29 protein-coding genes and 2 pseudogenes are annotated in these 26,048 nt (G+C 64.5%); 15 read left to right on the forward strand and 16 right to left on the reverse strand.

All coding sequences use genetic code 11. The features are described from left to right. Nucleotides 1-98 precede the first annotated feature (98 nt). On the forward strand, nt 99-1,436 hold the full coding sequence (locus ABZ293_RS15590) for an MFS transporter (RefSeq protein ID WP_355181027.1): 1,338 nt from the start codon (nt 99-101) through the stop codon (nt 1,434-1,436). Here ABZ293_RS15590 and ABZ293_RS15595 read toward each other — a convergent pair. After that, the gene (locus tag ABZ293_RS15595) at nt 1,433-2,053 is read right to left on the reverse strand and encodes a TetR family transcriptional regulator (protein WP_355181029.1); all 621 of its coding nucleotides are present in this window, start codon (nt 2,051-2,053) and stop codon (nt 1,433-1,435) included. The two genes, ABZ293_RS15590 and ABZ293_RS15595, sit on opposite strands and share 4 nt — an antisense overlap. A gap of 266 nt (nt 2,054-2,319) precedes the next feature. Here ABZ293_RS15595 and ABZ293_RS15600 point away from each other — a divergent pair, with 266 nt between their 5' ends. Genes ABZ293_RS15600 through ABZ293_RS15610 form a run of 3 tightly spaced genes read left to right on the forward strand, consistent with a single transcriptional unit; the run spans nt 2,320 to nt 4,882 of the window. Then, complete coding sequence (locus ABZ293_RS15600; RefSeq protein WP_355181030.1) at nt 2,320-3,378, forward strand: FAD-binding oxidoreductase; 1,059 nt, start codon at nt 2,320-2,322, stop codon at nt 3,376-3,378. A gap of 22 nt (nt 3,379-3,400) precedes the next feature. After that, on the forward strand, nt 3,401-4,549 hold the full coding sequence (locus tag ABZ293_RS15605; protein ID WP_355181032.1) for an acyl-CoA desaturase: 1,149 nt from the start codon (nt 3,401-3,403) through the stop codon (nt 4,547-4,549). Beyond that, complete coding sequence (locus ABZ293_RS15610; RefSeq protein ID WP_355181034.1) at nt 4,550-4,882, forward strand: hypothetical protein; 333 nt, start codon at nt 4,550-4,552, stop codon at nt 4,880-4,882. It begins immediately after the preceding gene. Nucleotides 4,883-4,904: 22 nt separating this feature from the next. Here ABZ293_RS15610 and ABZ293_RS15615 read toward each other — a convergent pair whose 3' ends face one another. Next, nucleotides 4,905-5,438: a DUF4254 domain-containing protein gene (locus tag ABZ293_RS15615; protein WP_355181036.1), complete on the reverse strand. Its 534-nt coding sequence runs from the start codon at nt 5,436-5,438 to the stop codon at nt 4,905-4,907. Between the two features lie 440 nt (nt 5,439-5,878). On the opposite strand from ABZ293_RS15615, the gene ABZ293_RS15620 reads away from it, so the two are divergent. Next, a complete protein-coding gene (locus ABZ293_RS15620) occupies nt 5,879-6,157 on the forward strand; it encodes a hypothetical protein (RefSeq protein WP_355181038.1) in 279 nt (92 codons plus the stop codon). Between the two features lie 152 nt (nt 6,158-6,309). On the opposite strand, the pseudogene ABZ293_RS15625 reads toward ABZ293_RS15620, so the two are convergent. The 5 genes and pseudogenes from ABZ293_RS15625 to ABZ293_RS15645 form a co-directional block, all read right to left on the reverse strand. Then, a pseudogene (locus tag ABZ293_RS15625) lies at nt 6,310-6,429 on the reverse strand (hypothetical protein); the annotation flags it as partial. Between the two features lie 218 nt (nt 6,430-6,647). Beyond that, nucleotides 6,648-7,877: a serine hydrolase domain-containing protein gene (locus ABZ293_RS15630; RefSeq protein ID WP_355181040.1), complete on the reverse strand. Its 1,230-nt coding sequence runs from the start codon at nt 7,875-7,877 to the stop codon at nt 6,648-6,650. Between the two features lie 233 nt (nt 7,878-8,110). After that, nucleotides 8,111-8,524, reverse strand: coding sequence for a hypothetical protein (locus ABZ293_RS15635; RefSeq protein ID WP_355181042.1), 414 nt, complete (start codon nt 8,522-8,524; stop codon nt 8,111-8,113). 254 nt (nt 8,525-8,778) lie between these two features. Beyond that, a complete protein-coding gene (locus tag ABZ293_RS15640; RefSeq protein WP_355181044.1) occupies nt 8,779-9,027 on the reverse strand; it encodes a hypothetical protein in 249 nt (82 codons plus the stop codon). Further along, nucleotides 9,020-9,343, reverse strand: a complete 324-nt coding sequence (locus ABZ293_RS15645; protein WP_354961296.1) for a hypothetical protein — start codon at nt 9,341-9,343, stop codon at nt 9,020-9,022. Before ABZ293_RS15645 ends, ABZ293_RS15640 begins: the two co-directional genes overlap by 8 nt. A gap of 465 nt (nt 9,344-9,808) precedes the next feature. Between ABZ293_RS15645 and ABZ293_RS15650 the strand changes: the two genes are divergently transcribed. The 3 genes from ABZ293_RS15650 to ABZ293_RS15660 are packed head-to-tail and all read left to right on the forward strand — an operon-like array spanning nt 9,809 to nt 11,140. Beyond that, entirely contained in the window at nt 9,809-10,750 is a 942-nt protein-coding gene (locus tag ABZ293_RS15650) for a helix-turn-helix transcriptional regulator (protein ID WP_355181164.1), read from the forward strand. Then, on the forward strand, nt 10,740-10,937 hold the full coding sequence (locus tag ABZ293_RS15655; RefSeq protein ID WP_355181046.1) for a DUF397 domain-containing protein: 198 nt from the start codon (nt 10,740-10,742) through the stop codon (nt 10,935-10,937). The genes ABZ293_RS15650 and ABZ293_RS15655 overlap by 11 nt, the downstream gene beginning before the upstream one ends. After that, a complete protein-coding gene (locus ABZ293_RS15660; RefSeq protein ID WP_355181048.1) occupies nt 10,934-11,140 on the forward strand; it encodes a DUF397 domain-containing protein in 207 nt (68 codons plus the stop codon). The genes ABZ293_RS15655 and ABZ293_RS15660 overlap by 4 nt, the downstream gene beginning before the upstream one ends. A gap of 64 nt (nt 11,141-11,204) precedes the next feature. Here ABZ293_RS15660 and ABZ293_RS15665 read toward each other — a convergent pair whose 3' ends face one another. The 3 genes from ABZ293_RS15665 to ABZ293_RS15675 are packed head-to-tail and all read right to left on the reverse strand — an operon-like array spanning nt 11,205 to nt 11,915. Further along, nucleotides 11,205-11,432 (reverse strand): Rdx family protein, encoded by a 228-nt coding sequence (locus ABZ293_RS15665; RefSeq protein ID WP_355181050.1) that lies wholly within the window; start codon nt 11,430-11,432, stop codon nt 11,205-11,207. A 34-nt stretch (nt 11,433-11,466) separates the two neighbouring features. After that, nucleotides 11,467-11,640: a hypothetical protein gene (locus tag ABZ293_RS15670; RefSeq protein WP_355181052.1), complete on the reverse strand. Its 174-nt coding sequence runs from the start codon at nt 11,638-11,640 to the stop codon at nt 11,467-11,469. Then, entirely contained in the window at nt 11,637-11,915 is a 279-nt protein-coding gene (locus ABZ293_RS15675; protein ID WP_355181054.1) for a carboxymuconolactone decarboxylase family protein, read from the reverse strand. The genes ABZ293_RS15670 and ABZ293_RS15675 overlap by 4 nt, the downstream gene beginning before the upstream one ends. Between ABZ293_RS15675 and ABZ293_RS15680 the strand changes: the two genes are divergently transcribed. Together ABZ293_RS15680 and ABZ293_RS15685 are read left to right on the forward strand one after the other, a co-directional pair. Next, on the forward strand, nt 11,877-13,313 hold the full coding sequence (locus tag ABZ293_RS15680) for a PLP-dependent aminotransferase family protein (protein WP_355181056.1): 1,437 nt from the start codon (nt 11,877-11,879) through the stop codon (nt 13,311-13,313). The genes ABZ293_RS15675 and ABZ293_RS15680 overlap by 39 nt on opposite strands. Nucleotides 13,314-13,547: 234 nt before the next feature. Next, on the forward strand, nt 13,548-14,225 hold the full coding sequence (locus tag ABZ293_RS15685) for a DUF4389 domain-containing protein (RefSeq protein WP_355181058.1): 678 nt from the start codon (nt 13,548-13,550) through the stop codon (nt 14,223-14,225). A gap of 37 nt (nt 14,226-14,262) precedes the next feature. On the opposite strand, the gene ABZ293_RS15690 is transcribed toward ABZ293_RS15685, so the two are convergent. Genes ABZ293_RS15690 through ABZ293_RS15700 form a run of 3 tightly spaced genes read right to left on the reverse strand, consistent with a single transcriptional unit; the run spans nt 14,263 to nt 16,899 of the window. Next, complete coding sequence (locus ABZ293_RS15690) at nt 14,263-15,252, reverse strand: ATP-binding cassette domain-containing protein (RefSeq protein ID WP_355181060.1); 990 nt, start codon at nt 15,250-15,252, stop codon at nt 14,263-14,265. Nucleotides 15,253-15,254: 2 nt separating this feature from the next. Beyond that, on the reverse strand, nt 15,255-16,088 hold the full coding sequence (locus tag ABZ293_RS15695) for an ABC-2 family transporter protein (RefSeq protein WP_355181062.1): 834 nt from the start codon (nt 16,086-16,088) through the stop codon (nt 15,255-15,257). Next, nucleotides 16,081-16,899: an ABC-2 family transporter protein gene (locus ABZ293_RS15700; protein ID WP_355181066.1), complete on the reverse strand. Its 819-nt coding sequence runs from the start codon at nt 16,897-16,899 to the stop codon at nt 16,081-16,083. The genes ABZ293_RS15695 and ABZ293_RS15700 overlap by 8 nt, the downstream gene beginning before the upstream one ends. A 203-nt stretch (nt 16,900-17,102) precedes the next feature. Between ABZ293_RS15700 and ectB the strand changes: the two genes are divergently transcribed. From ectB to ABZ293_RS15715, 3 genes and pseudogenes are all read left to right on the forward strand, one after another. Further along, the gene (gene ectB / locus ABZ293_RS15705) at nt 17,103-18,359 is read left to right on the forward strand and encodes a diaminobutyrate--2-oxoglutarate transaminase (RefSeq protein ID WP_355181068.1); all 1,257 of its coding nucleotides are present in this window, start codon (nt 17,103-17,105) and stop codon (nt 18,357-18,359) included. A 327-nt stretch (nt 18,360-18,686) separates the two neighbouring features. After that, a pseudogene (locus ABZ293_RS15710) lies at nt 18,687-18,821 on the forward strand (DUF4383 domain-containing protein); the annotation flags it as partial. Nucleotides 18,822-18,983: 162 nt separating this feature from the next. Beyond that, the gene (locus ABZ293_RS15715) at nt 18,984-19,592 is read left to right on the forward strand and encodes a hypothetical protein (protein ID WP_355181070.1); all 609 of its coding nucleotides are present in this window, start codon (nt 18,984-18,986) and stop codon (nt 19,590-19,592) included. A gap of 11 nt (nt 19,593-19,603) precedes the next feature. Here the strand turns inward: ABZ293_RS15715 and ABZ293_RS15720 are convergent, their stop codons facing one another. Further along, entirely contained in the window at nt 19,604-20,449 is an 846-nt protein-coding gene (locus ABZ293_RS15720) for an alpha/beta hydrolase (protein ID WP_355181072.1), read from the reverse strand. A 4-nt stretch (nt 20,450-20,453) separates the two neighbouring features. Beyond that, complete coding sequence (locus ABZ293_RS15725; protein WP_355181074.1) at nt 20,454-22,064, reverse strand: bifunctional 3-(3-hydroxy-phenyl)propionate/3-hydroxycinnamic acid hydroxylase; 1,611 nt, start codon at nt 22,062-22,064, stop codon at nt 20,454-20,456. A gap of 378 nt (nt 22,065-22,442) precedes the next feature. On the opposite strand from ABZ293_RS15725, the gene ABZ293_RS15730 reads away from it, so the two are divergent. Next, entirely contained in the window at nt 22,443-23,489 is a 1,047-nt protein-coding gene (locus ABZ293_RS15730; protein WP_355181076.1) for a VOC family protein, read from the forward strand. A 137-nt stretch (nt 23,490-23,626) separates the two neighbouring features. After that, entirely contained in the window at nt 23,627-25,183 is a 1,557-nt protein-coding gene (locus ABZ293_RS15735) for an FAD-dependent monooxygenase (protein WP_355181078.1), read from the forward strand. A gap of 415 nt (nt 25,184-25,598) precedes the next feature. On the opposite strand, the gene ABZ293_RS15740 is transcribed toward ABZ293_RS15735, so the two are convergent. Further along, on the reverse strand, nt 25,599-25,940 hold the full coding sequence (locus ABZ293_RS15740; RefSeq protein WP_355181080.1) for an Lsr2 family protein: 342 nt from the start codon (nt 25,938-25,940) through the stop codon (nt 25,599-25,601). Between the last annotated feature and the right edge of the window lie 108 nt (nt 25,941-26,048).

Here is a 26,048-nt window from a genome sequence, read left to right on the forward strand (position 1 = left end):
GTCGGTATCGAGCGTTGACCCGCCTGTCGACGAAATCCGCATTAGGCTGCGCCCATGAGGGCGGCATCGCGCGGCGATTCGAATGGGTTGGTGGTCGCGTGACGGGCGAGCCCGAGGTGGACCCGCGAGCGGTAGTCGGGCAAGCTGCCGGGCGCGGGCACGTTGTGGCGTGGGGATTGTGGGATTGGGGGTCCTCGGCGTTCAACGCCGTGATCCTGACCTTCGTCTTCTCGGTGTATCTGACCGATAAGGTCGGTGACGATCTGCCGGGCGGGGTGTCACCGAGCGCCTGGCTCGGTTGGGCGCTGGGCCTCGCGGGTTTCGCGGTCGCACTCACCGCGCCGATCAGTGGGCAGCGCTTCGACGCGAGCGCGAAACGCAAAGGCTCTCTTGGGGCCTTGACCACGCTGACCATCCTGTCGATGGTGCTGATGTTCTTCGTGCACGACGACTACCGGTACTTCTGGCTCGGTCTGGTCCTGCTCGGCTTCGGCTCGGCATTCTTCGAATTGGCGGGTGTGCCCTACAACGCCATGCTGCGCCAGGTCTCCACTCCAGAAGATGTCGGACGGGTCTCCGGATTCGGCTGGGCCATGGGCTATTTCGGTGGCATCTTCATCCTGCTGATCAGCTATTTCGGCTTCATATCCGGCCACGGCGACAACCGTGGCTTGCTGGGCGTGCCCGTGGATGACGGGACGAATATCCGATTGGTGGCGATGCTGGCCGCCGTCTGGTTCGCGGCCTTCGCGCTGCCGGTATTGCTGGTCGTGCCCGAACTACCGCGCACCAATGCCGATCCGGGCGCGGCGAGGGCCGGATTCCTCGGCTCCTACCGGGTGCTGTGGCGGGATCTGCGCGAACTCTGGGCCGTCGATCGGCGCACCGTCGGCTTCCTGGTCGCCAGTGCGATCTTCCGGGACGGCCTGGCCGGGGTGTTCACCTTCGGTGCGATCCTGGCCGTGCGGGTCTATGGCATCGCCGATTCCGATGTGCTGCTCTTCGGCATCGCCGCGAATGTCGTCGCGGCCCTCGGTGCGGTCACCGCGGGGCGTTTCGATGACCGGGTCGGCCCGAAGATCGTGATCGTCATCTCGCTGGTCGCCATGGTGATCTGCGGCATTGCGCTGTTGATCGTGTCCGGCCCGACCATGTTCTGGGTATTCGGCCTGCTGCTCACGATCTTTGTCGGCCCCGCCCAATCCGCCGCCCGTTCCTTCCTTACCCGGCTGGCGCCGCCCGGCCGCGAAGGCCAGATGTTCGGCCTCTACACCACCACCGGCCGCGCCGTATCCTTCCTCGCCCCAGCCCTTTTCGGCTTCTTCGTCTGGGCCTTCGATGCCGATCGCGCGGGCATTGTCGGCATCCTGGCGGTCCTCGCCCTCGGTTTGGCGGCGCTGCTGCCGGTGCGCGGGCCGGAGCGGAACGCGGCCTAACGGTTCTTCGCGGGCCGCCAAGCAGCCATGCCGAGGGCGATGAGGCGGACCTGGCGGATGGTGCGGTCGATAATGGCGGGTTGGTCGCGGGGCGCAGCGGCCACGTAGTCGGCGATGCAGTCGGCGACCGTCGAGACGATCAGGTCTGCGGCCAGCTCGAGGTCTTCCGGGGACCAGGAGTCCAGGTCCGGAATGCGGGAGAGGTCGACGACCAACTCGCGGACGATCAATTGCAGTTCGAGTGCGATGGCGTGCTGCAGGGCGGCCGAACCGCCACGGCGTTCCCGGGTGATGAAGCCGAAGAGTTCGCGCTTGGTGGCGACCTGTTCGAAGACGAACCGCACGGTCTCCGAAAGCCGGGCGTCGGGCGTGCGACGCAATTGGCGCAGGGCCAGCCGCAGCGCGCGGATGCCCTCGTCGACCAGGGCCGCGCCGAGATCGTCGAGTGAGGCGAAATGGCGGTAGAAGGCGGTCGGCACAATGCCTGCGGATCGGGCGATTTCGCGCAGGCTCAGCGCACCGAAGCCGCGCTCGGCGGCCAGCGCGAGCGTGCCGTCGAGCAGGGCCTGCCTGGTGCGCTCCTTGCGTTCTATTCGGCTACCTGCGGGCTCGCTCATCACAGTGAGCATACATCCGTTCACTATTTGTCCATTCCGAGGATGTAGTTCGGGTCACATCAATTGCTGGTTGACACCGGACCCGGTCCATCAGTCACACTTGTTGAGTGTACAGGCGTGCACTGAAATCTTCGTCGAAGAAGTTCGGGAGCACGCCGCAGCCCGACAAGTAGAGGCACCCGCGGCATGAGCTCGGGGACAGCTTGGCAGCTGCTTGCGTGACCACGGAGGACCCAGCGTCCGCCGCACATTGAACGGAGAACCGCATGGTCGGACTTCTCGACCTGGTGCAAACCCTGACCACCCCGCACCCACTCGATCGCTACCTGGAGCTCGTCCATCCGACGCTGACAGTTCGCGAGCTGCGGGCGCAGATCACCCACGTCCGCCGCTCGGTGCCGGGTTCGGTGACGCTGACCCTGCGTCCCACCCGGCAGTGGCGCGGCCACGCCGCCGGACAATATGTGCAGATCGGCGTCGTGATCGACGGCATCCGGCACACCCGGTGCTACTCGCCGGTGAATCCGGAGGCCCGGCGCGACCGGCACATCGAACTGACCGTCAAGGCGCATCCGGGCGGCCTGGTTTCGCAATATCTGTACCGCAATGCGGTCCCGGGCATGGTTGTCAGCCTCGAACCCGCCGACGGCGTCTTCCGGCTACCCGAACCGCGCCCCGAACGGGTGCTGCTGATCAGCGGCGGCAGCGGCATCACGCCGGTGCTGTCCATGCTGCGCACCCTGGCGGATGAGGGCTACCCAGGTGAACTCGCCTTCCTGCACTATGCGAAATCGCCCGAAGTGGTGCCACATCGTGCGGAGCTGGAGGCGATCGCGCAGGCGTACCGGAACTTCCGCATCGAGGTGCGCCATCCCGGCGACGGGTCCGGCTACTTCGACTACGACCAGCTCGAACGCATCGCGCCGTGGTTCGCCGATGGCGAGACCTATGTCTGCGGACCGCAGGGCCTGATGGACGCGGTGCGCAAGATCTTCGAGGCCGAACGGTTGGACCACCGGCTGCACGCCGAGGAGTTCACCCTGTCCACCACCCCCGTCGCTGCGGACGAGGCGTTCGGCACGGTCAGCTTCACGGCCAGTGGCAGCACCGCCGAGAACAACGGCGCCGTCCTGCTGGAACAGGCTGAGGCCGCTGGCCTGACCCCGGAATACGGCTGCCGGATGGGTATCTGCTTTTCCTGTACCGCGGTGCGGCGCACCGGCTGCACCCGCAATGTGCGCACCGGCGAAACCGACAGCGATCCGGATCAGCCCATCCAGCTCTGCATCAACGCGCCCGTCGGCGACGTCGAGATCGATATCTGAAATAACAAGGGGACCAACGCCAATGACAATTTTGACCGAAACGAAAGACGGCCCGCTGGTACTGAGCCCGGAGCAGGTCGAGGAACTCGGCCAGGCCCTGGACGACCTGCGCGCCCGCATCGTCGCCGACCTCGGCGACCGTGACCGCGAATACATCTACTCGATCATCAAGGCGCAGCGCGGTTTCGAGATCGCCGGTCGCGGCCTGATGTATCTGGGCTTCCTGCCGCCGTTCTGGCTGGCCGCGGTTGCCGCGCTCAGTGTGTCGAAGATCCTGGACAATATGGAGATCGGCCACAATGTCATGCACGGCCAGTACGACTGGATGCGTGAACGCGGCCTGAATTCCCGTGAGTTCGAATGGGATAACGTCTGCCCGGCGGATCAGTGGAAGCATTCGCACAACTACATGCACCACACCTACACCAATATCCATGGTATGGACCGCGATATCGGCTACGGCATCCTGCGCATGGATGAGGCGCAGCAGTGGAATATCCTGCGACTCGGTCAGCCGCTGTACGCCTTCGCGCTGATGGTGGCATTCGAGTGGGGCGTAATGGGCCACGACCTCGAGGTGGAGAACATCCTGCGCGGCAAGAAGAGCTGGGCGGAGGTCAAGCGATTGCTCAAGGGCCAGTGGCGCAAGGCCGGTCGGCAGGTGCTCAAGGACTATGTCGTCTTCCCGGCGCTGACCGGTCCGCTGTTCCTCAGCACGCTCGCCGGGAACGCCGCCGCGAATCTGGTGCGCAACCTGTGGGCCTTCTCCATCATCTTCTGCGGCCACTTCCCAACGGGCGTACAGACGTTCACCGAAGCGGAGACCGCCGAGGAGACCCGCGGCGAGTGGTACGTCCGGCAGATGCTCGGCTCGGCCAACATCACCGGCGGCAAGCTGTTCCACATCATGTCCGGTAATTTGTCGCATCAAATCGAACACCATCTGTTCCCGGATCTGCCCGCGAACCGCTATCCGGAGATGGCGCCCGAAGTTCGGGAACTGTGCGCGAAGTATGGATTGCCGTACAACACCGGTGCGCTCGGAAAGCAAGTCGGATCGGTTTGGCTGAAGATTTTCGAGCTGGCGCTGCCGCCGTTCTTGGTCAGGAAGGAGTCCACGCCCGGTGTTATTGTGATGCGACAGCGAAACACAACCGAAGTGGGCGTGTGAATGATCGGAAAATTCGAAAGTAACAAGGATCTAATTCAGGAATTGACTTCCTCGGGCGCGCGACATGTCGGAAATATCGCCAACATCATCACCGGCACCGTCGCGGAGGTCACCAGGGAGATCGGTGAGTGGATCACCGACGCCATCGAGATGAACGAGGCCGCGGCCGCCGCGCGTAAAGACGCGGCGGCGCAACGGGGCGACGAACTCGTCGACGACGATTTCGCGGGTGCCGTGGTCCGGGACCGGGCCGATGTGTCCTATGACGCGGAGGTCGAGCCGACCACATCGTTCGTCGAGGCCGAGGTGGTTGAGCCCGACAACGACCGATAGGGGGCTCGAAGACCCCCGGTGATCACCACACCGGCAGCCTGCGCCGGTGTTCGGCCACGTCGGTGATCAGATCCTTGTATCCGTCGGCCAGTTCGGCCAACCGGCTCCACTGCAGCTGGGCGTCATCGTCCAACTGCAGTGGGTGCGGGCCGGCGGGTGTCGAAATAGCCAATGCATGTTGTGCCGCAACCCATTTCGCCGCCATCCGATCGATGACGGCGCCGAGGGTCTCGGTGTGCAGCGAGGCGCCGGTGCGGTGCTGGACATGGGTGGCGACCCAATTATCGATGCGGCCCACAAGTTCGGTTCGGTGCGCGTCGGTGTCGTCGACGAGTTGCAGGCTCTGCGCGACGCAGCCGCTCGGCGCGTCCGGAGCATGCGCCGCCAGCAGGGCGTTGTACCTGCATTCATGGCATTCGACCAATTCGTGTGCCACGGCGAGCACACGATGCCGGTGCCGCTTCGGATCGTCGGGTTCGCGAAATGCGCGCAGTAGCGCCACTGGCGATGGCAACTCGACGGCTCCGATTCGACCTGCGGCATATTCGGTAGGCATGATGCACGCCCCTGCGGTAACGATTGATGTGTCTGGATGCGCCAGGGCCGAGGAGGATTTCGGGGAGGGGCACCCCTCGGCTCCGGCGCAGCCCCGCAGCCCGGACGCCCCCTCACACAGTCCACCAGCACGGCAAAGAAACCGGGAAATCCGCGACGATGCGATGAGGAAGACGGCCCGAGAAAATCGGGACCTTTTCAGGAAAGCGCGATAGTCGAATCGGCGCAATAGTATGGTGTAAAAGCAGATGAGCTGCCTGGAAATCGTTATGATCCGTTACGGATCGGTCACATGCGTGCCAACATTCACGCCCTAACGGAATCACCGAGCGCATGGGCAGCAATCACTTCTGGGGAGCCATCCCCGCGACGTCGTTCGATAGACTAACCTCGACGTTTGTGCCCGCATATGTGTCTTCGCCCGAGCTGACATTCGGGTTCATGTTCGCGCTGGAAGACCCCGAGCGAATCGCCGAGGTCGTGCGCACGCTCATCCTCCGCAAGACCGTGTCGGTCTTTCGACTCGCGCGCCTGTCCGACGACGACGGACCGCCCGAACGCTATGTCGTGAACTGGGCGGTGATACCACAGATTTCGATCACCACCAGCGCTCCCGATCGGGACGAGCTGGAGGCGAGCCAGATCATGCTGGTGAACGCCTTCCTCGGCGAGGACGGCGAAGTGAGTCTGTACTCGGCCCAGGGCCAGGCACCCGGCTGACCCTCTTTTTGCGGAACGGCAACTCTGTCCAGTCCGCTGTCGTAGTCGCCGAGAATCCAACGAAGTTCGGGATGTTCACTGGTAGAGGGTGATTCGACGGTTCCTGGTTGTAGGTCGGTCTTCGGCCTGCTCGCCGTCGAGATGTACAGCTGTCAATCACGGTATGACGCACTCCTGTTCTGCGGGAATTGATTCCAGATCCGGCCGCCGAGCTCGCGGCCGGCCGCCGTCAGGGTGTGGCCGCCCCATTGCTTGAAGAATGGCACGTCCGCCTAGACACAACGAGTCCACCCTCTAGGCGTACAGGTCCCAGGTGCTCAGCGTTCGGCTGATGAATCTGTTGTTCAGATTGCTCAGGTCCGGTCGCCTGAGGTGATCTCACCCTCGGGCGACCCGGCCTGAGGCAACAACCGCTGCTACACCCCCGAACCGGCCGCCATCGCAGCCCGAGAACGGACGAATCCGAGCCGTGCAGAGCTTGACACCCCGATTAGGAATCGAGGGCCTGGTAGACCGTGGTCCAGAAGTCGTGGATGAGCCACGCCGGATCGGGGGTCGACAACCCGACCTGGGTCAACAGGATTCCGGTGAGCTGGTTGCTCGGGTCGGCGTAGGCGGATGTGCCGGTGCCGCCGTCCCAGCCGAACTGGCCGATGGGGGCGTAGTCGCCGCGGTAGGTGCGCACCGCCATCCCGAAGCCCCAGCCGCCGTGCTGTCCTTGGCCGAATGAGATATGGACGTTGTTCTTGGCCAGCGCATTTCGGGCGGCATTCTGTTCGGGCGTGAGGCGGTTGGTGGTCATCAGCTCGACGGCGGGCCGGGACAGGATCCGTTCGGTCCCGTGCATCCCGTGGTTGAGCAGCATCTGGAAGTAGGCGTGATAGTCGTCGGCGGTGGACACCAGCCCGCCGCCGCCATGCTGGAAGACCGGAGGTTCGCTGAACTTCCCGCCGACGGCCTCGTCCCACACGATGAACTCGCCGGTCTGCGGGTCGGGGGCGTAGCTGGGCGGCAGCCGGTCGATCTTGCCTGCCGGCACGTGGAAGCCGGTGTCCTGCATGCCCAGCGGTTCGAAGATGCGTTCGCGCAGAAAGCTTTCGAACGACTGGCCCGCGACCCGGGCGACGAGCACCGCGAGCACATCGTGGCTGAGTTCGTACTGCCACCGTTCGCCGGGCTGGTACGACAGCGGCAGCTCGCCCAGGAGGCGCATCCACTTGTCCGGCTCGGGCGCCGATGCGGCTTCCCCGCTGTAGTTGGACCGGTCGAGAACCGCGTCCATGATCGGGGAGCCCATCAGCGTGAGATCCACCCCGAGCCCGAACGTGGAGGTCAGCAGGTCCCGTATGGTGATCGGTCGCTGCGCCGGCACGGTGTCCTCCAGTGGTCCGTCGGCCCGCCTCAGCACCTGACGGTCGGCGAGTTCGGGCAGCCACGGGTCTACCGGGTCGTCGAGCCGCAACCGACATTCGTCGACCAGGATCATCGCCGCCGCCATCGTGACCGGCTTGGACGTGGACGCCATCCGGAAGATCGTGTCCCGGCGCATCGGAGCGTCCCCGTCGGCGCGCATCGTCCCGATCGCTTCGACGTGTGTCTGTCCGCCCCGGCTGACCAGGGCGACGACCCCGGGAATCTTTCCGGAATCGACATGCCGGGCCAGCACGTCGCGTACTCTGCGCAGCCCCGCTTCAGTAAAGCCGCTGGTGTTGTGTTCCATCAGAAATCTCCTTGTTTATAGCGTTCGATTTGCGGGACCCGTCCCGGCGTGGTGCCCATGGCCTCGACGGTGCTCCCCGAAGGTCGCGCGTTATCGGCGCGGTCATTCAGCCGACGGGTCTGCCTGGCGCCGGATGTACAGCCGACATCCCACACGGCGACGTTCAGCGATACCGCCGACGTTCAGCGATACCGCCGACGTTCAAAGGCACCAGCCTCTCCCGGCTCATCCCCTCACGCGGCGTACAGGGCTCCGGTGATCTTGCTGGTCATCGCGGCCACGGTGGGGCTGGGCCGGCCCTGGTGGGTCCGGGTCGCGGCGTCGATAGCGACCAGGATGGTGCTGCGGAAGTTCTCGGCCTCGGCCGGATCCTGCTGCCCGAGAAGGCTCATGGCTGCGGTGAGTGCCGGCAGCACCTGGTCGGCGAGTTCGGCGACGTTCTTGCCCTTCAGTTCGATGTCCTTGGACTTCGCGGCGAGCACGTGCCCGACCAGGCCGGTCGCGGCGTACAGCGCGTTGCTGCCGTTGGTGGCGGCCTTGTGCGGCTTGCCGGTGGCATCAGCGGCGGCGATCAGCGAGACGGCGCCGTACGCGGCGGTCCGCAGGGTGGCCTTGTCCTGGTCGGTGAGGGTGAGAGTGACGGACATGGTGGTTGCTCCCTTTGAATCTGTTCTGCCCGGGTCGGCGTATGTCGTACTCGCCGAACTGATTACGGAGGCAACAATCGCCCGCCGTCCTGACGCCGGACTGACATCGTGCTGACACGACCGCTGACACAGAGCTGATAGATCCCGCCAAGTCCATAACTTGCGCACGCGAAGCGTGCATCTTCACCGTGAACGAAAGTAGTCAGATGATCATGGTGTCGAGCGTATGTTGACGGGTCGAGATATCAAGGGACTCATGGGTCCTCGCTATCGTGAACATCGGTCGATTCGTCGGTGATTGCTTCGGCTTCGTCCAGGTCGTCGTACTCCATGGGCCAGCCGTCGGCACCGATCTCGCACAGTGAACCGTCTGCGCGCTCGCACAGTGGGCTGCTATCGACGGGGGCCAGTTCGAGTTTGCGCCGGGTGTCTTCGTGGAAGGTGGCGAGCAGTGCCCGGACGGATGGGGCGATGTTGTTTCGCTGGGGTCGGTTCTCAGTCATCTGCGTTACGTCCCAACGGGTTTGGGAGGTCGGTGGCGCGCAGCAGGGCGGTCCAGTAGTCGTTGCGGAGTGCGTTCCAGAGGTCGTTGTGCTCGGGGAGCAATCGGCGGGCGTCGACCAGGTCGGGGTAGGTGTCGAACAGAATCGTGCCGGGTTGTGCGTCGGGGACCAGCGTTCGCGACGGGACTCGATGGGCGGTGAACGCTTCGTGCGGGAACTGCACGCGCAGGATTCGTGCGGAACTGCGGACGAGTTGCCAGACGACGGTCTTGCGGCCGTCTCGAGTCTGTGTGGTGCGCAATGGATCTCGGCGCATTACGACACCTTCCCCTTGGTGCGCCCGATGCCGGGGGACTCGACACCCCGGCACCGGGACGGTTCTGCGGGTGCAGGCCGGTTTGCCCACTCCCGGACGGCGTCGGCGAACTGTTCGACTACCTCGGCGGAAGCGCCGGTGTAGATTGCGGGCGGCCCGATGAACGGGTCTCGCTGTGGAAGCTCTCGGCTCGGCATTTGCCGACCTCCCGGACCTCGACGAATGTTTGGCGCGCCCGGCCCAACAACTCCTGAATGTCGATGTGGGAGTGGACTGCTGGTGGGGCTAGCGGGTCGTTCTCCCCGTCGGGCGCGCATCGAGCACACACCGTGCAGTCGTGAAAGACACTCGAAATTGGATGATCCGTTGCAAGTCATCAGAATTCGCTGCGGAGGATCCGGCTGGTGCGGCACGATCGTTCGCGAAGTGGCACACCACCATCCAGCCAGGAGGTTCGCGTTGTCCATAAACGACTCAGCATCCGAACGGGCGCCGAAGGCGAGGTCCAGGCGACCCGCCAAGCCGGGTGCGGAAGTCGGCTCGACCGTCCCGCGGCGGCAACTCGGACGGCATCTACGGGAGCTGCGCCAACAGACCGGAATGTCTATCGCCGAGGTCGCCAAACTGATCGAACGCGGGGCGACCACGCTCCAGCGGCTCGAATCCGGTACCGCCGATCGAATCCGCTTGTGGGATATCGAGGCGCTGTGCCGGGTGCTGGGCGCGGACGAGACGACCACCGATGCGCTGAAGGGACTCGCGCAGCAGGGGAACACCGAGAGCTGGTGGCATGAATACGGGGATCTGATCCCGAAGGACTTCGATGTGTACATCGGCCTGGAATCGGCGGCGAGCACGCTCACGTCGTTCCAGGAACTCGTGCCCGGACTGTTTCAAACTCCTGGTTATGCGGAGACGCTGATCCGCGCGGTGTACCCGGAGGACCCATCGTCTGAGATCACTCGCAGGGTAGAGATGAAGATGCACCGCCAGAGACTCATCACGCGCAAAGGTCGCCCCGCTGCTGTCGATGTCATCTTGGATGAATCAGTCCTGCGCCGGATGGTCGGAAATCCGCGAATCATGGCCGAGCAGCTGCGCCATCTGGCTGATCTCAGTACTAAACCCAATATCACGGTAAGGGCCTTGGCCTATGTTGCTGGCGTTCCGCTGGGGGACCTGACCGGTCCGTTCACGATCGTAGACTTCGCCTCGGACGCGAAAGGCAAGCGCGAACCGTCTGTTGTCTACGTTGAGAACTTCACTGGTGCCATGTACCTCGAGCGGCAGGAAAGCGTCAGCCGATACAGGGCAGCGCACGAGACCATCGGTCGCGTAGCGTTGAGTCCAGAGTCGAGTAGGGACCTGCTTCGCAGGGCAGCAAGGGAGTACGAGCGTGAACGTTGACCTCTCCGGGGCTCGGTGGTTCAAGAGCACTCGCAGCGGAGGCAGCCAGGACTGTGTGGAAGTGGCCTTCCTCGATGACGGCCGGGTCGGCGTGCGGGACTCCAAGAACCCCGCTGGCCCGGCGCTCGTGTTTACGCCGAGCGAGTGGGACGTGTTCATTGCCGGTGCGAAGGAGCATATTGAGTGAGTGCCGGTATGTCGGAAGCGGATTGGTTCAAGAGCAGCCGGAGTTCGGCCAGTCAAGAGTGTGTAGAAGTCGCCTTCCTTGATGACGGTCAGATCGGCGTGCGGGACTCGAAGAACCCGACCGGTCCCGCCCTGGTCTTCACGCCTGGTGAATGGGATGCCTTCACTGCTGGCGTAGCCGACGGAGAGTTCAAGCGTCCGTAAAGGTTTCGCCCCGAAGACCCAAGTGGCCCCCAGCATCACTTGGGGGCCGGTTTTCGGGGTTAGCTCAGACGAGGGATTCTGCGACAGCTTTGACGATTTCCGCGGGGCCGGGAAAGCCCTGGCGCGATTTGGTGGCCACGATGGTGCCGTCGACGGTGACGCGGAAGACTCCGCCCTTGCCGGGCACCAACTCGGGGGTGACGCCGAGTTGCGTGCCGAGTGCGTCTGCGGCGGCCTGGGCGCGCCCGAGGTATCCGCAGGGCTTGCAGTAGGTGATGACGACAGAGGACATGAGTGACTCCTTGGGTTCAGGGGAAAGGTGGGGGTTATGAGTTCGCGTCGCCGGGCAGGGGCCAGGGCCGGGTGGTTGCGCCGATCCGGGTCCAGGTGTTGATGATGGCGATGTCCCACACCGGGTGTGGGAGCTCTTTCTTATCGAGCTGAGCGGCGGGCTGGTTCCAGATGTCTTGGCTCACTTCACTGTCGGCGATCCGCGTCATTGCCTCGGCCAAGGCGAAGGCGGCGCGCTCGCGGGGTGTGAAGAAGGCGACTCTCGCCAGGCCGGGAGCAGGCCGACCCGACGCCAGGAGTCGCCGCCTGCGACCGCATCGCGCTGGTGCATGTCGATGCAGTAGACGCAGCCGTTGATCTGGGCGACATGAGTACTCAGAGGTGGGTGTTCGTTGTCATGCTTCGACCGTAGCGACATAATGGCCCTATGTTTGGAGCCAATTAGATGCCTGATTATTGGTCCACTTTGGATATTGATCTGCATCTACCTGTCGATTCCGGCGCGGGTCGCCGCAACGGGTTGGAAGATGCTCTGCGCGAGGCGATTCGCGATGGGCGTTTGAGTGCCGGAACCCGACTGCCCTCCACGCGGACCCTGGCCGCCGAGCTCGGAGTGTCGCGTGGAACCGTCAGTGCCGCCTATGACCAATTGATCGCCGAGGGCCATCTGGTGGCACGGCAAGGATCCGGGACCCGCGTCGCGCACACCGCGGGTGCGATCGCCGCTTCGACCATTGCCGATCATGGCCGGATCCCGCCGGTGCCGGTGCGTCACGACTTGCGTTCGGGCAGTCCGGATTTGAGTCGATTTCCCACCGCTGCCTGGCTGCGGGCGTCGCGGTCCGCCCTCAATCGCGCGCCGCGAGATGCGTTCGGATACGGCGACCCACGTGGCCGGATCGAGCTGCGCTCGGCGCTGACCGAGTACTTGGGGCGCACCCGCGGGGTCCTGGCATCGCCGGATCGGATCATCATCACCACGGGCGTGCAGCAGGCGTTGGCGCTGCTCGGTAGCGTGCTGTCGGCCTCTGGCATATCGGCGATAGCCATGGAGGACCCCTACATACCGCTGTTTCGCGACGCCGTCCGAATGTCCGGGCCGACTGTCGTGCCCTTGCCCGTCGATGACTTTGGTGCCCAAGTGGATCGGTTGACCACCGACGCCTTCGATGGTGTCGGCGCGGCCGTAGTGACGCCGAGCCACCAGTTTCCGATCGGATCGACGCTGAGCCCGTCACGGCGCCAGGATCTGGCGCAGTGGGCGCAGGCCGGACATCTGGTCATCGAGGATGATTACGACGGCGAGTTCCGTTACGACCGGCAACCGGTCGGCGCGATTCAGGGAATCGCGCCCGAGGATGTCGTCTATCTCGGCAGTGCGTCCAAGACACTGGGTCCCGGCCTTCGCCTGGCGTGGATGGTGCTGCCATCACGGTGGGTCGGCGCGGTCACCGAGGCCAAGCAACTCGCCGACCATCATTCCGAAACCCTGGGCCAACTGACCCTCGCCGAACTGATCACCTCACACGCCTACGACCGGCATATCCGATCGAGCCGCCTGCGCTACCGCCGCCGCCGAGATCTGCTCGCGGACCGCCTCGAACCACGCGCAGGCCGCCCCCTCACGGGTTTTGCGTTGGCTGGCATCCCCGCCGGCCTTCATGCCCTGATCCGCCTCGAACCCGCCAGCCTGACCGAGGCCGAAGTACTCACCCGCGCTACCGAATACGGCCTGGCCATCGACGGCCTGTCGAACATGTGGCTCTCGCCCGACCAACGACACAACCGCCCACAAGCAATCGTCGTAGGCTTCGGGTCACCATCCGACGGTGCCTATCCGGCCGCCCTCGACGCCCTGGTACGCACGTTGTCATGGACGTGACCGGTGATCTGATCATTGAATAGTGGAGCGTCCCAGCGGTTCCTGTCGGCCGCTTGGTGTCCCCGGGACTTCGGGGCCTGCACTGTGGGGAACGCGATTCACCGCACCCACCGCGCACCTTTTCGTTGGCGTGTCGGTATCTGAACGTGGCGTGAGCGAATGTCCAGTACGGGACAATCAGGACATTCCTCACTCGTTGTCGAGGCATCGAAGCACCTGGAAGGAGCATCGATCATGGAGCCCGAGAACACCGCCAAAGCCGCGAGCCCGGTCGATCCGGTACGTGTCCGAGGAGATCTCGATCCCGCGCTATCGCGGTGGATGTGGCTGGTCAAGTGGATCCTGGCCATCCCACACGCCATCATTCTGATATTCCTATATATCGCGTACGTGATCGTTTCGGTCATTGCATTCTTCGCGATCCTGATCACCGGGCAGTATCCGCGCGCGCTATTCGACTTCAATGTCGGAGTCATGCGTTGGGGGTGGCGGGTCGGCTTCTACGCCTACTCGGTGCTCGGCACCGATAAGTACCCGCCGTTCAGTCTGCAATCGGATCCCGACTATCCGGCGGATCTGGAGATCGACTACCCGGAGCAGCTGAGTCGTGGTCTGGTGCTGGTGAAGTGGTGGCTGCTGGCCATTCCGCACTATCTGATCCTCGGCGCGGTCTTCAGTGCCGGTGTGGGCGGCGGCGACAACGGCTGGGGCGGATTCACCCTTGCCAATCTGCTGCTGCTGGTCGCTGTGGTGGCACTGCTTTTCACCGCGGTGTATCCCAAGGGCCTGTTCGACTTCCTGCTCGGCGTGCATCGCTGGTCCATCCGGGTCGGTGCCTATGCCTCGCTGATGCGTGACGAATACCCGCCGTTCCGGCTCGACCAGGGCCCGCGTGAACCCGAAAGTGACTGAATAGCAATAGAATCGGGAGCCGGACAGCGAGTCGCGGTCACCACGCGGATTCATAGATCCGCCGGACCACATCCTCGATGTCCGGCTCTTCTATGGACAGATCGCGCACCTCGGCGCGATCGGATACGGCGGCGAGAACCTGTGCGGCCGTGGTTGCTTCGGCATCGAAGGCCAAACGCTGCCGCATCCCGTTGCCCTCGCTGGTCAGCAGTTCGGTACTCGGCAGATCGTCGAGATTGCGGGTGGGTTCGACCAGATCGACGACCAGCACCCGCCGGGCGCCCACCCGCACCGCGAGCCCGGTCAGTGAACCGTCGTACACCAGGCTGCCGCGGTCGACGACGAGCACCCGATCACAGAGCCGTTCGATATCGCCCATATCGTGGGTGGTGAGCAGCAGCGTGGTGCCGCGCTCGGTGCGTTCGGCGCGGAGGAATTCGCGTAGTCGCTGTTTCGACAGCACATCCAGGCCGATGGTCGGCTCGTCGAGAATGACCAGTTCGGGCGAGTGCAGCAGCGCCGCGGCGACCTCGGCCCGCATGCGCTGACCCAGCGAGAGCTGGCGCACCGGGGTATCCAGCGTCTCGGCCATCTCCAACTGTTCGACCAGCTCGTAGGTGCGTTTTTGGGCGACATCGGGTTCCAGCCGATGGATGGCGGCCAGGATCGAAAACGATTCGCGCAGTGGCAGATCCCACCACAGCTGGGAGCGCTGGCCGAAGACCACCCCGATGCGGGCGGCGAGTTCGCGCCGCTGGCGTACCGGGTCGAGACCACAGGTGCGCACCGTGCCCGAGGTCGGGACCAGAATGCCGGTCAGCATTTTGATCGTGGTGGATTTGCCCGCCCCGTTCGCCCCGATATAGCCCACCGCCGAGCCGCGTTCGATTCGGAACGTCATCCGGTCGACCGCGGTGAGCGTCTCGCGGCTGCGTCGCCAGCGATGCCCGTTCTTGCGGTGCAGCGTGAATTCTCTTGTCAGATTCTCGATGTCGATGATCGAGTCCGGTAGCGCGCTCTCTACCACGCTTATCCGCCCCCTCCTTGATAGTGCCGAGTACCTAGTCGCCACAAGCCCAACGCGAGCAGCCACACCCACAGCGCCGCCAACGGTGTCAACCAGGCCAGCCAGGATGGCAGCAGCGGCGGGCCGGGTAGGTGCAGGAGTGCGATGGTCGGTAGGTACGCCGTGAACGCGACCGGAATGGCGAAGCCGAACACCAGCTTCAGCGATGTCGGGAACACCGAAGCGGGTTGCATGGCGGCGAACGAGCCCCCGTAGGTGAAGCTGTTGGTCAGTTCCGAACCGTCGATCAGGTAGAACTGTGCGCCCGCGGCGCAGACGAACAGGCCGCCGAAGACGGCGACGCCACTTATCAGGGTGGTCGTCAAGAGTACGAAAGTCCGGGGCCCCCAATCGATATCGTTGCGAATCAGTCCCGATCCGAGCACGATGATCGCCACCGAGGCGCGCGCCAACCGGCGCAGTGAAATATCGCTGGTGATCAGCTGCAGCAGTAGTGGTTGGGGGCGTAGGTGGTAGGCGTCGAGCGTACCGAGCCGGATGAGCGTCGGTAGCGAATCGAGGTGGCCGAACAGGACTTGGGCCAGTGCGAATCCGGTATTGCTGAGGCCGAACAGCAATAGTGCGCCGTTCAGGTCGAGCCCGCCGAGCACCCGGACGTTGTGGTAGATGACCCATACCTCGGCGAACTCGACAACGCCGATCAGGAAGGCGCTGAATACCTCACTGGCGAAGGACAATCGGTAGGTGCGTTGGGCCCGTATCCGGGATCGCAACACGGCCGCGTACGGGGTGAACCACGTTCCGGCCGGTAGGGGCGTATACGGAGGCTCAGCCACCCTGCACCTCCAGCCTGCGACGTCCGGCCGCCAACAGCACGCGGCCGATCGCACCGACCGCGAGCACCCAGAAGACCTGTGTGGCAACGACCGTCACGGCGGTCAGTCCGGTGACCCGACCCGACAGGATGTCGATCGGCGACTGCAGGATCGACGGGAACGGGGTGGCCTGCGCGACGGTGCGCAGCCATGCCGGGAACATGTGCACCGGAACAAATAGCCCGGCCAGGAACGTGCCGCAAATCTGGTATAGCACCCGGATTCCGCGTGTCTCCACCACCCAGAATCCGATCAATCCGACGGCGAAAAGGCATAGAAACGACAACGCAACGGCCAGAACCACACTGACCAGTCCGAGTAGGTAGGGGCCCGGTGTGCCGGGCATGGCGAGCCCGAAGGTGAACACGCCGACCAGCACACTCGGCGCGCCGCGCGGCAGGATGGTGCAGGCGGCGCGGCCGAGATCGATGGTGAGATAGCTGAATTGGACATCGACCGGACGTAGGAAGTCGATCGCGATATCGCCGTTCTTGACCCGGTCCACCAATTCCAGTGGTGGACCCATGAATTGGGTCGCGCCGAGCAGGGCCTGTGACAGCCAGACGTAGGCGCCGATCGATCCCGCGTCGTAACCATCGAACCCGCCGGAGGCGCGCACCGCGGCCATCATGACCGCGGCGCGGACGAACCCGAAGACGCAGTTGGTGAAGAGTCCGGCGAACATCGCGAGTTTGTACTGGGATTGGCGCCGGAATCCGGCCCGGGCGAGATAGAGATACAACCGTGCGGTTCGGAACGCGGGTGCTGCCAAGGGCAGCGATCTGTCGCTCTCCACACTGCCGCGCACAAACGGTTAACTCTACGGCGACCGGGCGGACGCGCGGTAGGTGTGCGCGCGATTTTTGGAAAAGTGCTACAAAGCCGGTGCGCCGATGTTAGAAACACAGTCACTTCAGATTTGCGCCGTCGCATCGAGTGGGCGGAGTCGCTCGCGCACGACAGGAAGGATCGTCGATGACTGTCGTCCCGATGACCGTTTTCGAGTCACTCGAGTCCAACGTGCGCGGGTACTGCCGAGCTTGGCCCGCCGTCTTCGATACCGGCAGCGGCGCCTGGCTGCGCGATGAGAACGGCAAGGACTACCTGGACTTCTTCGCGGGTGCCGGCGCACTCAACTATGGCCACAACAACCCCATCCTCAAGCGGGCGCTGATCGACTACATCGTCGGTGACGGGATCACCCACAGCCTCGATATGTCGACCGTCGCCAAGCGGGGACTGCTGGAGGCCCTGCGGGACCGGATCTTCGCGCCGCGCGGTCTGGACTACAAGGTGCAGTTTCCCGGCCCGACCGGCGCGAATGCCGTTGAGGCCGCGCTGAAGCTGGCCCGAAAAGTCACCGGCCGCCAGACCGTTGTCAGCTTCACCAACGCCTTCCACGGCATGTCGCTCGGCGCGTTGGCGGTGACGGGTAATGCCGCCAAACGCGCCGGAGCCGGTGTGCCGCTGCCGCATGTGACGCCCATGCCCTACGACGGATTCCTCGACGAGCACGACGATCTGCGGTGGCTGCGGCGCGCGCTAGACGATTCGTCCTCCGGCCTGGACAAGCCCGCCGCGGTGATAGTGGAGACGGTGCAGGGGGAGGGCGGGGTGAATGTCGCACGCGCGCAATGGCTGCGGCAGTTGGCCGAGTTGTGCTCGGCGCGTGGCATTTTGCTGATCGTCGACGATGTGCAGATGGGTTGCGGGCGGACCGGCGGGTTCTTCTCGTTCGAGCTGGCCGGTATCACGCCCGATATCGTGACGCTGTCCAAATCGATCGGCGGCTACGGATTGCCCATGGCGCTGGTGCTCTTCAAGCCCGAACTCGATCAGTGGGCGCCCGGTGAGCACAATGGCACCTTCCGCGGCAACAATGCGGCATTCGTCACCGCGCGGGTGGCGCTCGAGCACTACTGGTCCGATACCGCGCTGGAGTTCGCGACGCTGGCCAAGGGCGAGCTCGTGGCGGCCGCCCTCGCCGATATCGCGGCGGCGTTCCCGGGTGTGTCGACCCGTGGGCGTGGGCTGGTGCACGGACTCGTCTTCGAGGACGCCTCGCGTGCGGGCAAAGTATCTCAACTTGCCTTCGAACGCGGGCTGCTGGTCGAAACCTCGGGCTCCACCGACGAAGTGGTAAAGCTGTTGCCGCCGTTGACCATTACCGAGGATGAGCTGAACCGTGGACTGGCACTGCTCGCCGGTGCGGTCGAGGTCATCTGCGGATAGTCACCGGCGCGCCAGTCCGATATCGATCACCGGATGGGCGCTCGGATCCAGTCGCCGGGCGCTGGTGCACTCGGCGACTCCGGCCAGCAGCACGATGATCAGCGCTACCCGTATCGACAACTGATACCTCTCGAAATCGCGGCCCCAGGGGTGTCGACCCTACTGCGCGTTCAACCGTTGCCCAGCGCTGGCGATGGCGTGGCGTTTCGGCGGTCGATGCTCTCGGCAGACCTGGTCGGACCTGCGGGTTTGTCCCGTGCCGTCGGCTCGTTCATCGAGCGCGGGTCGGCGCAGGTGACCGCTCGTAAACGGGCCTGGTCACCGACCAGCGAAGCGAACTTCAGCCCGGCGAACACCGCCGACAACTGGCTGCACTTCGGTCTCGGTGCCGGCATGGTCGCGCTGGGCGTTGTTCGGATTTTCGGCCTACGGGGCTACCAGGCGCCGAATCCGTCTCGATAGGTGCGAGATACCTGATGAACCCCCGCATCGAGGGGAGTTCATCCAATTTCGCACCCGGTTTATCGGCTTTCGGGGGTGCATCAACTGGTGGTGTAGGGGAATGCTCGTAGTAGGGGTCGCGGTTGCGCGGGGGCCGTGGCTCCGCCGTAGGAGGTGATGAACGTGTCGGAGTCGCCAACGCTGCCGGTGCGCCTCTGGCGTGTGCAGCCCTGGAATCCCAGCCCACTGATGCGGATGTCGGATCGCTGCCAGGGGATCATGCGGATTCTGGCCGTCCTGATCGTGCTGATCGCAGTGCCGATCGCGGCGGCAGCAGGGACTGCCGCTTACGGCACGGCCTCGGCGCGGATCCGCGCCGAGAATGCATCGAAAGTCGCTGTGACTGCCACCATCACCGGCAATCCCGTGCGGGCCACGGCACCGGTCGCGGACCGAAACGGCTCGATGGTCGAGCACTACCAGGCGCAGGTGTCCTGGACCCGCGACGGAAAGTCCGCGACCGCGATAATCGGCGTCCCCGATAACGCAAAAGCGGGTCAGCCGACCCCGGTCTGGCTCGGCCCGGACGGACTCCCGACCAGCGCCCCGCTGCGATCCAGCCTCGCCGCCGTGCACGGCATCAGTGTCGGCGCGGCCGTGCTGCTCGAAATCTGGCTCGGCGCGGCGGCCTTCCTCTGCGCCACCGCCTGGGCCCTCGACCGCCAGCGCCACATCCACTGGGATCGCGAGTGGCGCCAGATCACCCACCCGACCGGCCAGGGCAGCCAATGAGTTGTCCGGACTCAGACCGTCAGGAAGGTATGGGTGACCTGGTTGAAATAGTCGGCGCGTTCCCACTGCACCCAGTGCCCGGCGTTCGCGGCGAGTAGCAGATCGCAGTTGGGCATGATGTCCGCCAACATCTTTCCCCCGCTGGGGCGGTTGACCTTGTCGGCGCTGCCCCAGATCACCAGGGTCGGAGTGGCCAACTCGGCCAGCCGGCTGTCGCGGGTGAAATCCATCCGCCACAGGGTGCGCAGGCCGGACGGGCGACGCAGTGGCGGATTCGCGATGACCTCGGGGTCGATGCTCGACTGGTAGCGGGTGTCGATGACCTCGGCAGGCACCGCACTGCCGTCGAAGACGAGGTCTTCGCGGATGAAGGTTTCCAGCTTCTCGCGGGAGGGGCCGGCGCCGCCGTAGTACGCGAGGAGATGTTGCAGCCCGGTGGTCGGTAGCGCGCGGGTGGTGCCGATTCCGCCGGGGCCCATCAGGACCATGCGGTCGACACGATCGGGGGTGTCCAGCGCCAGTCGCAGCGCACACGCGCCGCCGTAGGAGTTGCCGACCAAATGCGCCTTGCGAATGTCGAGTCGGTCGAGCAGGCCGCGAATGGAGTCGGCCAGATAGCCGAACGGGTCGTTCTGGTCGACACCCTTACTGGATCTTCCATAGCCCGGCAGATCCGGCACGATCACCCGGAAGCTCTTTGCCAATTCGGCGATATTGCGGGAGAAGTTGGAGACCCCGGAGGCGCCGGGGCCGCCCCCGTGCAGCAGCAATACGGCCGGGCCTGCGCCGGTCTCGGCGTAGAAGATCGTTTTGCCGCCTACATCGACGGTCTGCTCGATCATCGTCGGTGTGCTCATTTTCCTATCCCTTATCGGTGAATCGTTCTGTTGGGCTGGATATTTCGGCTGCCACCGTGAGTCCGTTCGGCGGAGACGGCAATGTCTCGTTCGCATCGGCGGCGGCGTAGACGAACCCATCGGGCCGCAGCGCCAGCACCGTCGCGTCGTGCCGGCGCATCCAGTCGATGAGGGTGTTGTCGATATCGACGGCAGCCCCTCGCGATATCGCCGTCCCCGCTGGTTGGAGCCGCATCAGGGGCACCCCGGCGGCCGTCCACTCGGGCCAGGCGCGTGCCGGTCCGAGATGGATCAGCCGCCACCCGGCCCCGATCACATCGTCGAGTCGCTCGCGGTCGCCGACCTCGTCGAGCACCCAGGGCTGTGGTGGTAGATGTCCCACCGCCGCGTGCTTCGACGGGGAAAGCAAACCCTTCGGATAGTGGGCCGCCGGAAACCATTTGGCGCTGCGCAGGTAATCGCCGACGAACGGAAGTCGCAGGGCTGTGCGGAAGGCGATATTTCGCGCGGCGGTCAGCGGCGGCCGCCGCTCGGTGATGACGCGACCGAAAAACACTGCCGCCTTGGTCACCTCGCGGACATGTGGTTGGCGTTCCACCTCGTAGCTGTCGAGCACGCTCTCGGGCAGCGATCCGGTGACCACCGCGGCGAGCTTCCAGCACAGATTCGCCACATCGCGGACCCCGGCGGCCATGCCCTGTCCGATCCACGGCGGCATGACATGTGCGGCATCACCGGCCAGAAAGATGCGGCCGACCCGCCACCGATCGGCGAACCGGACATGATGGCTGTAGACGACCGCACGAAGAATTTTGACCTCACTGTCGGTAATGCCCTGGGCATTGAGCAGACGCCACACGGCGGCATCGGTGACGAGTTCCTTTTCGTCTTCACCGGGCAGTACGGGGAACTCCCAGCGGTGATGACCGAGTGGGGTGGGGCAGTCCACGGCGGGTCGGGCCGGGTTGCAATGGAACCGCAGCCGATCGTGGGTCGGCCATTCATTGATGACCTCGGTATCGATGACTACCCAGCGGTCCTCGTAGGTTCGCCCCTCGAAACCCACCCCGAGCAGCCCGCGGGTCGGGCTGGAGCCGCCGTCGGCGGCGATCACATAGGACGCGCGTATGCGCTCGAAGGTGTCCGCGCGCAGATCGGCGACCAGCAATTCGACGCCGTCGTCGTCTTGACGGGTGCGCATACATTCGTGCTGCAGAAGGACTTTCACATTCGGATACCGGTCCACACCGTCGCGGAGCACCTGCTCTAGCGCGGGCTGGTAAATGAACACCTGCGTGGGATGGCCATTGCCGCGCGGTGCCGGAACGAAGTTCAGGAACGAGCGGCCCGCATCGTCGACGAACTCGAGCGGCTTATCCGCCAGCATGTCCTGTTCGAGTCGTTCGGCCAGGTCGAGCCGCTGCCAGATGCGGATGACCTCCTCGTCGGTCGCGATCGCCCTGGCCCGGCTGTAGATGGACTCGTCTCGTTCGATGACGACGACCTCGAGGCCGAGTCGGCCGAGGAAGTTCGCGGCAGTCACACCGGACGGGCCGTAGCCGACGATCGCGACATCGTAGGAGCGCTGGACGGTCACGTCGAGACCTCTCGTCATTGGGGGGCTTTCGACCCGAAGGACCACATCCGGGGATTGTTCCGGTAGTGGTCCTTACAGTATGATGATTTCATCAGAACGTCAATGGATCATCAGAAGTGTGGAGAGGGTCAGTAGCTGACCTGCCGAAACCCCGGCGTCGTCGCACGGTTTGATCCCGCGCGGTCGGCATGTTTCCGCACTTTCTGACAAAATCATCAGATTTACTTGACGGAGTGTTGCCTCGCAACTGATGATTCGATCATTAGAGGCTGTGGAGGTAGCTGTGACGAGCATCGACAAAGGTGTCGGCATCGGATGGACGGTGCGGTTTGGCGGACACGAAATCTACGGTGCGGCCGGATCCGGCCCGTCGGTGTCGAGTCGGGAGACGCGGTCATGAGCGGCTTTCTGCGCCCGAATATCGACGGTTCGGTTTTCGGTGCCGTCCATCTGGGTTATGTAGTCGTGCAATCGAATCGGCTGCCCGACTGGCGGCGGTTCGCTGCCGACGCGATCGGGATGCACGTGGACGAGACCGGCGCGGACGCGCTGCGCTTCCGTCTGGACGATCGCGCCTGCCGATTCCTGGTCCAGCGCGGCCCCGCCGAGGATGTCATGGCCTTGGGCTGGCAGGTCGATGATCACGAGACCTTCGACCGCATCGTCGCCCGGGTGGCCGATCGTGGTGTCCCGATCACCGAGGGCACATCGGCGGAGGCGGCCCTGCGCGGGGTGGAGCGACTGTGGCGCTTCGCTGGCCCGAAAGGTTTGGTGCAGGAGATCTTCACGGTTGCGGTGACCACCCCGGAACCGCTGCGGATGCTCAGCTCGGGCTGGGTGACGGGGGACGGGGGAATGGGGCACGTCGCGATCGTTTCCCGCGAACCGGAGTCGATGCGCGGCTACTACCACACCGTTTTCGACTCCCGACTGAGCGACTACATAGACGAGAACGTCTCCGGGCTGAAGATGAAGATCCGATTCCTGCGGGTCAACGAGCGCCACCACTCGATCGCGATCGCCAACCTGCGCGGGGTGAAGATCGATCCGATTCGAACTCGGGTGCAGCACATCAATATTCAGTCCGCGACCTTGGATGACATGCTCGCATCCTTCCAGCGCGTCAAGGATCTGGGTTTCCGCATGGCGTGGTCGGTCGGACAGCACACCAACGACCGCGAACTGTCGTACTACTGCGTGACGCCGTCCGGATTCGAGCTCGAGGTCGGCTGGAACCCGATCGTGATCGGTCCGGAACTCGAATCCACCTGGGAGCCAACAACCTATCGGGGCATCAGTATCTGGGGTCACTCAACGGTCGGCGAGACGGTGCTGGACAAGTTCGCTCAGTTCCGCCAGGCCCTGCGCACGGTGAGCACGCCGGAGATCACGGTTCCCGAAATGGTCAAAGGGAAACACTCCCTTCCCACTCTCAACATATAGCGCACCCGGGGGCTTGCGGCAAGACCCGGGGCATGCTGCAGAATCGCAGGCCGAGTTCAGAACCTGCGGAAATGGAGTACCGAATGCGTGTTGTCGACGAGCCGGGACGCGACGAGACAGTTCGAGAGGAACGGCGCGTGACCGACACCGACGTGATCATCGTGGGCGCCGGCCCGACCGGCCTGATGCTGGCCGCTGAGCTGTGCCTGGCCGGAGTGCGGCCGCTGATACTGGAGCGCCACCCACAGCTCCGGGACACCCCGAAGGCCCACGGTCTCGGCGGGCAGATCCTGCAACTGCTGCACTACCGGGGCCTCCTGGAACGGATCCGCGCGGCCGTGACCGACCCCACTCCGGCTCCGATATTCCCGTTCGGGGGAGTGCATCTGGACTTTACGCACCTGGCAGATCCCCCACTGGAAGGTTTGCCGCTCCCGCAGCGGCGACTCGAGCGCCTGCTCGACGAGCACGCTCGTGAACTGGGCGCCGACATCCGCCGCGGACACGAGGTAGTCGGGGTGAGCCAGGACGACGCCACGGTGACCGCGGATGTGCGCGGGCCGGACGGACCGTATCGGGTGACCGCCCGATATCTGGTGGGCTGCGACGGGGCGCGCAGCCGGGTCCGCGGCCTGGCGGGCATCCCGTTCCCCGGCACCACTTATCCAGAGGTCAACCGGCTCGCGCAGGTCAGCATGCCCGATTCGGTGACCATGCTCGACAACGGCGATCTCGATGTTCCCGAACTGGGCCGGATCCGTACGGGTTTCACCCGAACAGACCGCGGTGTGTTCGCGGTCGGGTCACTCACCCCCGGGGTTCTGTTCCTGCAAACCACGGAGGACGAGCTCACCGAAGTCGACGATGACGTGCCGATGACCATGACCGAGCTCCAGGGGAGCATCCGGCGCGTACTCGGCGGCAATCTCCCCCTGGGAGACCCGATTCGGCTGTCGCGCTACCAATTTCAAGCTCGTCAGGCCGAACGGTACCGTGACGGGCGGATCCTGCTCGCTGGCGATGCGGCCCACCTGCTGCCCGCCACCGGCTCGGCGATGAATGTCGGCATGCTCGACGCGGTCAACCTTGCCTGGAAGCTGGCCGCCGATATCAACGGCTGGGCGCCGACCGGCCTGCTGGACACATATCACGATGAACGCCACTTCGCCGGTGCCCGCGCACTGCTACAGACCCGAGCCCAGGTGGCACTGCGGCGCGGACACGACCCAGCCGCCGAAGCACTTCGGGCGGTTATCCAGGAATTGCTCGTCGACGAGCAGCCATTGCGCCGCATGGGAGCCCTTATCGCGGGCACCGACATCCGCTACCCACTACCGAACTCCGACCAGCACGCTCTGACCGGCACCTTCGCACCCGACCTCACCCTGCACACCGACCAGGGCACAACCAGCGTCGCGGAACTCGTGCGCACCGCACGGCCCGTCCTCCTCGACCTCGCCGACCGCCCGGACCTCCGTGAGATCGCCCGAGACTGGCAGCATCGGATAGATATCCACACCGCAAAAACCGAAGACCGGCCGGCCGATGCCCTGCTGATCCGCCCGGATGCCCAAATCGCCTGGGCCGCAACGATCGATGAACCCGCTGATGCCGCCGCGCTCGCGCTCCGCGAGGCACTGTCCTGCTGGTTCGGCACACCCCGGAAATCGGCAGTGCCGACCACGTCCGTCTGATCGGCCCACCGGACACCGCCCGATTCCACCTCGGGTAACAGACCGGCTGGATCTGCTCCGTGAAACCGACATCACCAATGCCATCGTCGATGAAGCGCAGCAGGTCGGCCGGGTCCATTCGTTGCCACCGGAATAGGGATTGCCGCACACAAATCGGAACCATCGAACGCGATAGATTCGGCGCAATCCGCTACACCTCGTGAATGCGAATATCAGTCGACCAAGATCGACGGGCGGACCGAACATGGAGCTGCCAGCGATACCCGTGCCGGTGTGAGCGGTGTGCATCAGATCGGCTTCTTGGAGCGGCGTTCATTCGTCGCTCTGAGAAGCCATCGATATATGAGGGCGGGCGTCAACACCTTTGTCGGCCCGGGCTCGGCGTCCTCGGTATCGACCAATGATGTTGAGTTTTCTACTTCTGTGCGCTGTGGTAGGCGGCGACCACGTCGGCGGAGATTCGGCCGCGGGCCGATACCTTGTGGCCGTTCTTGCGGGCCCATTCACGGATCACCAGCGATTGGTCCCGGTCGACCGTCGAACCGAAGCCTTTGCCGACGCCACGCGGCTTGGTCAGGCGACCGGTGCGACGAGCGCTTTCCGTCCACGGTTCGAGGGTCGCGCGCAACTTGCCCGCGTTCTTGGTCGACAGATCGATCTCGTAGATCACGTTGTCGAGGGAAAAGCGAATGGTCTCGTCCGCCTTCGATGTGCCGTCGTAATCGTCGACCACCGTGACGGTTACTTTCTTGGCCATGAGCCATCCTTAGGGTAGATGCGGATATTTCTTTCGAATGCCAATTCGGATAGTCTATGCCGCCGAATCCCATTCAAGCCAGTTCGCTATGGCTGAACACGTCGCAAT

The sequence above is a fragment of the Nocardia sp. NPDC005998 genome (assembly GCF_040614395.1).
Lineage (GTDB): Bacteria > Actinomycetota > Actinomycetes > Mycobacteriales > Mycobacteriaceae > Nocardia.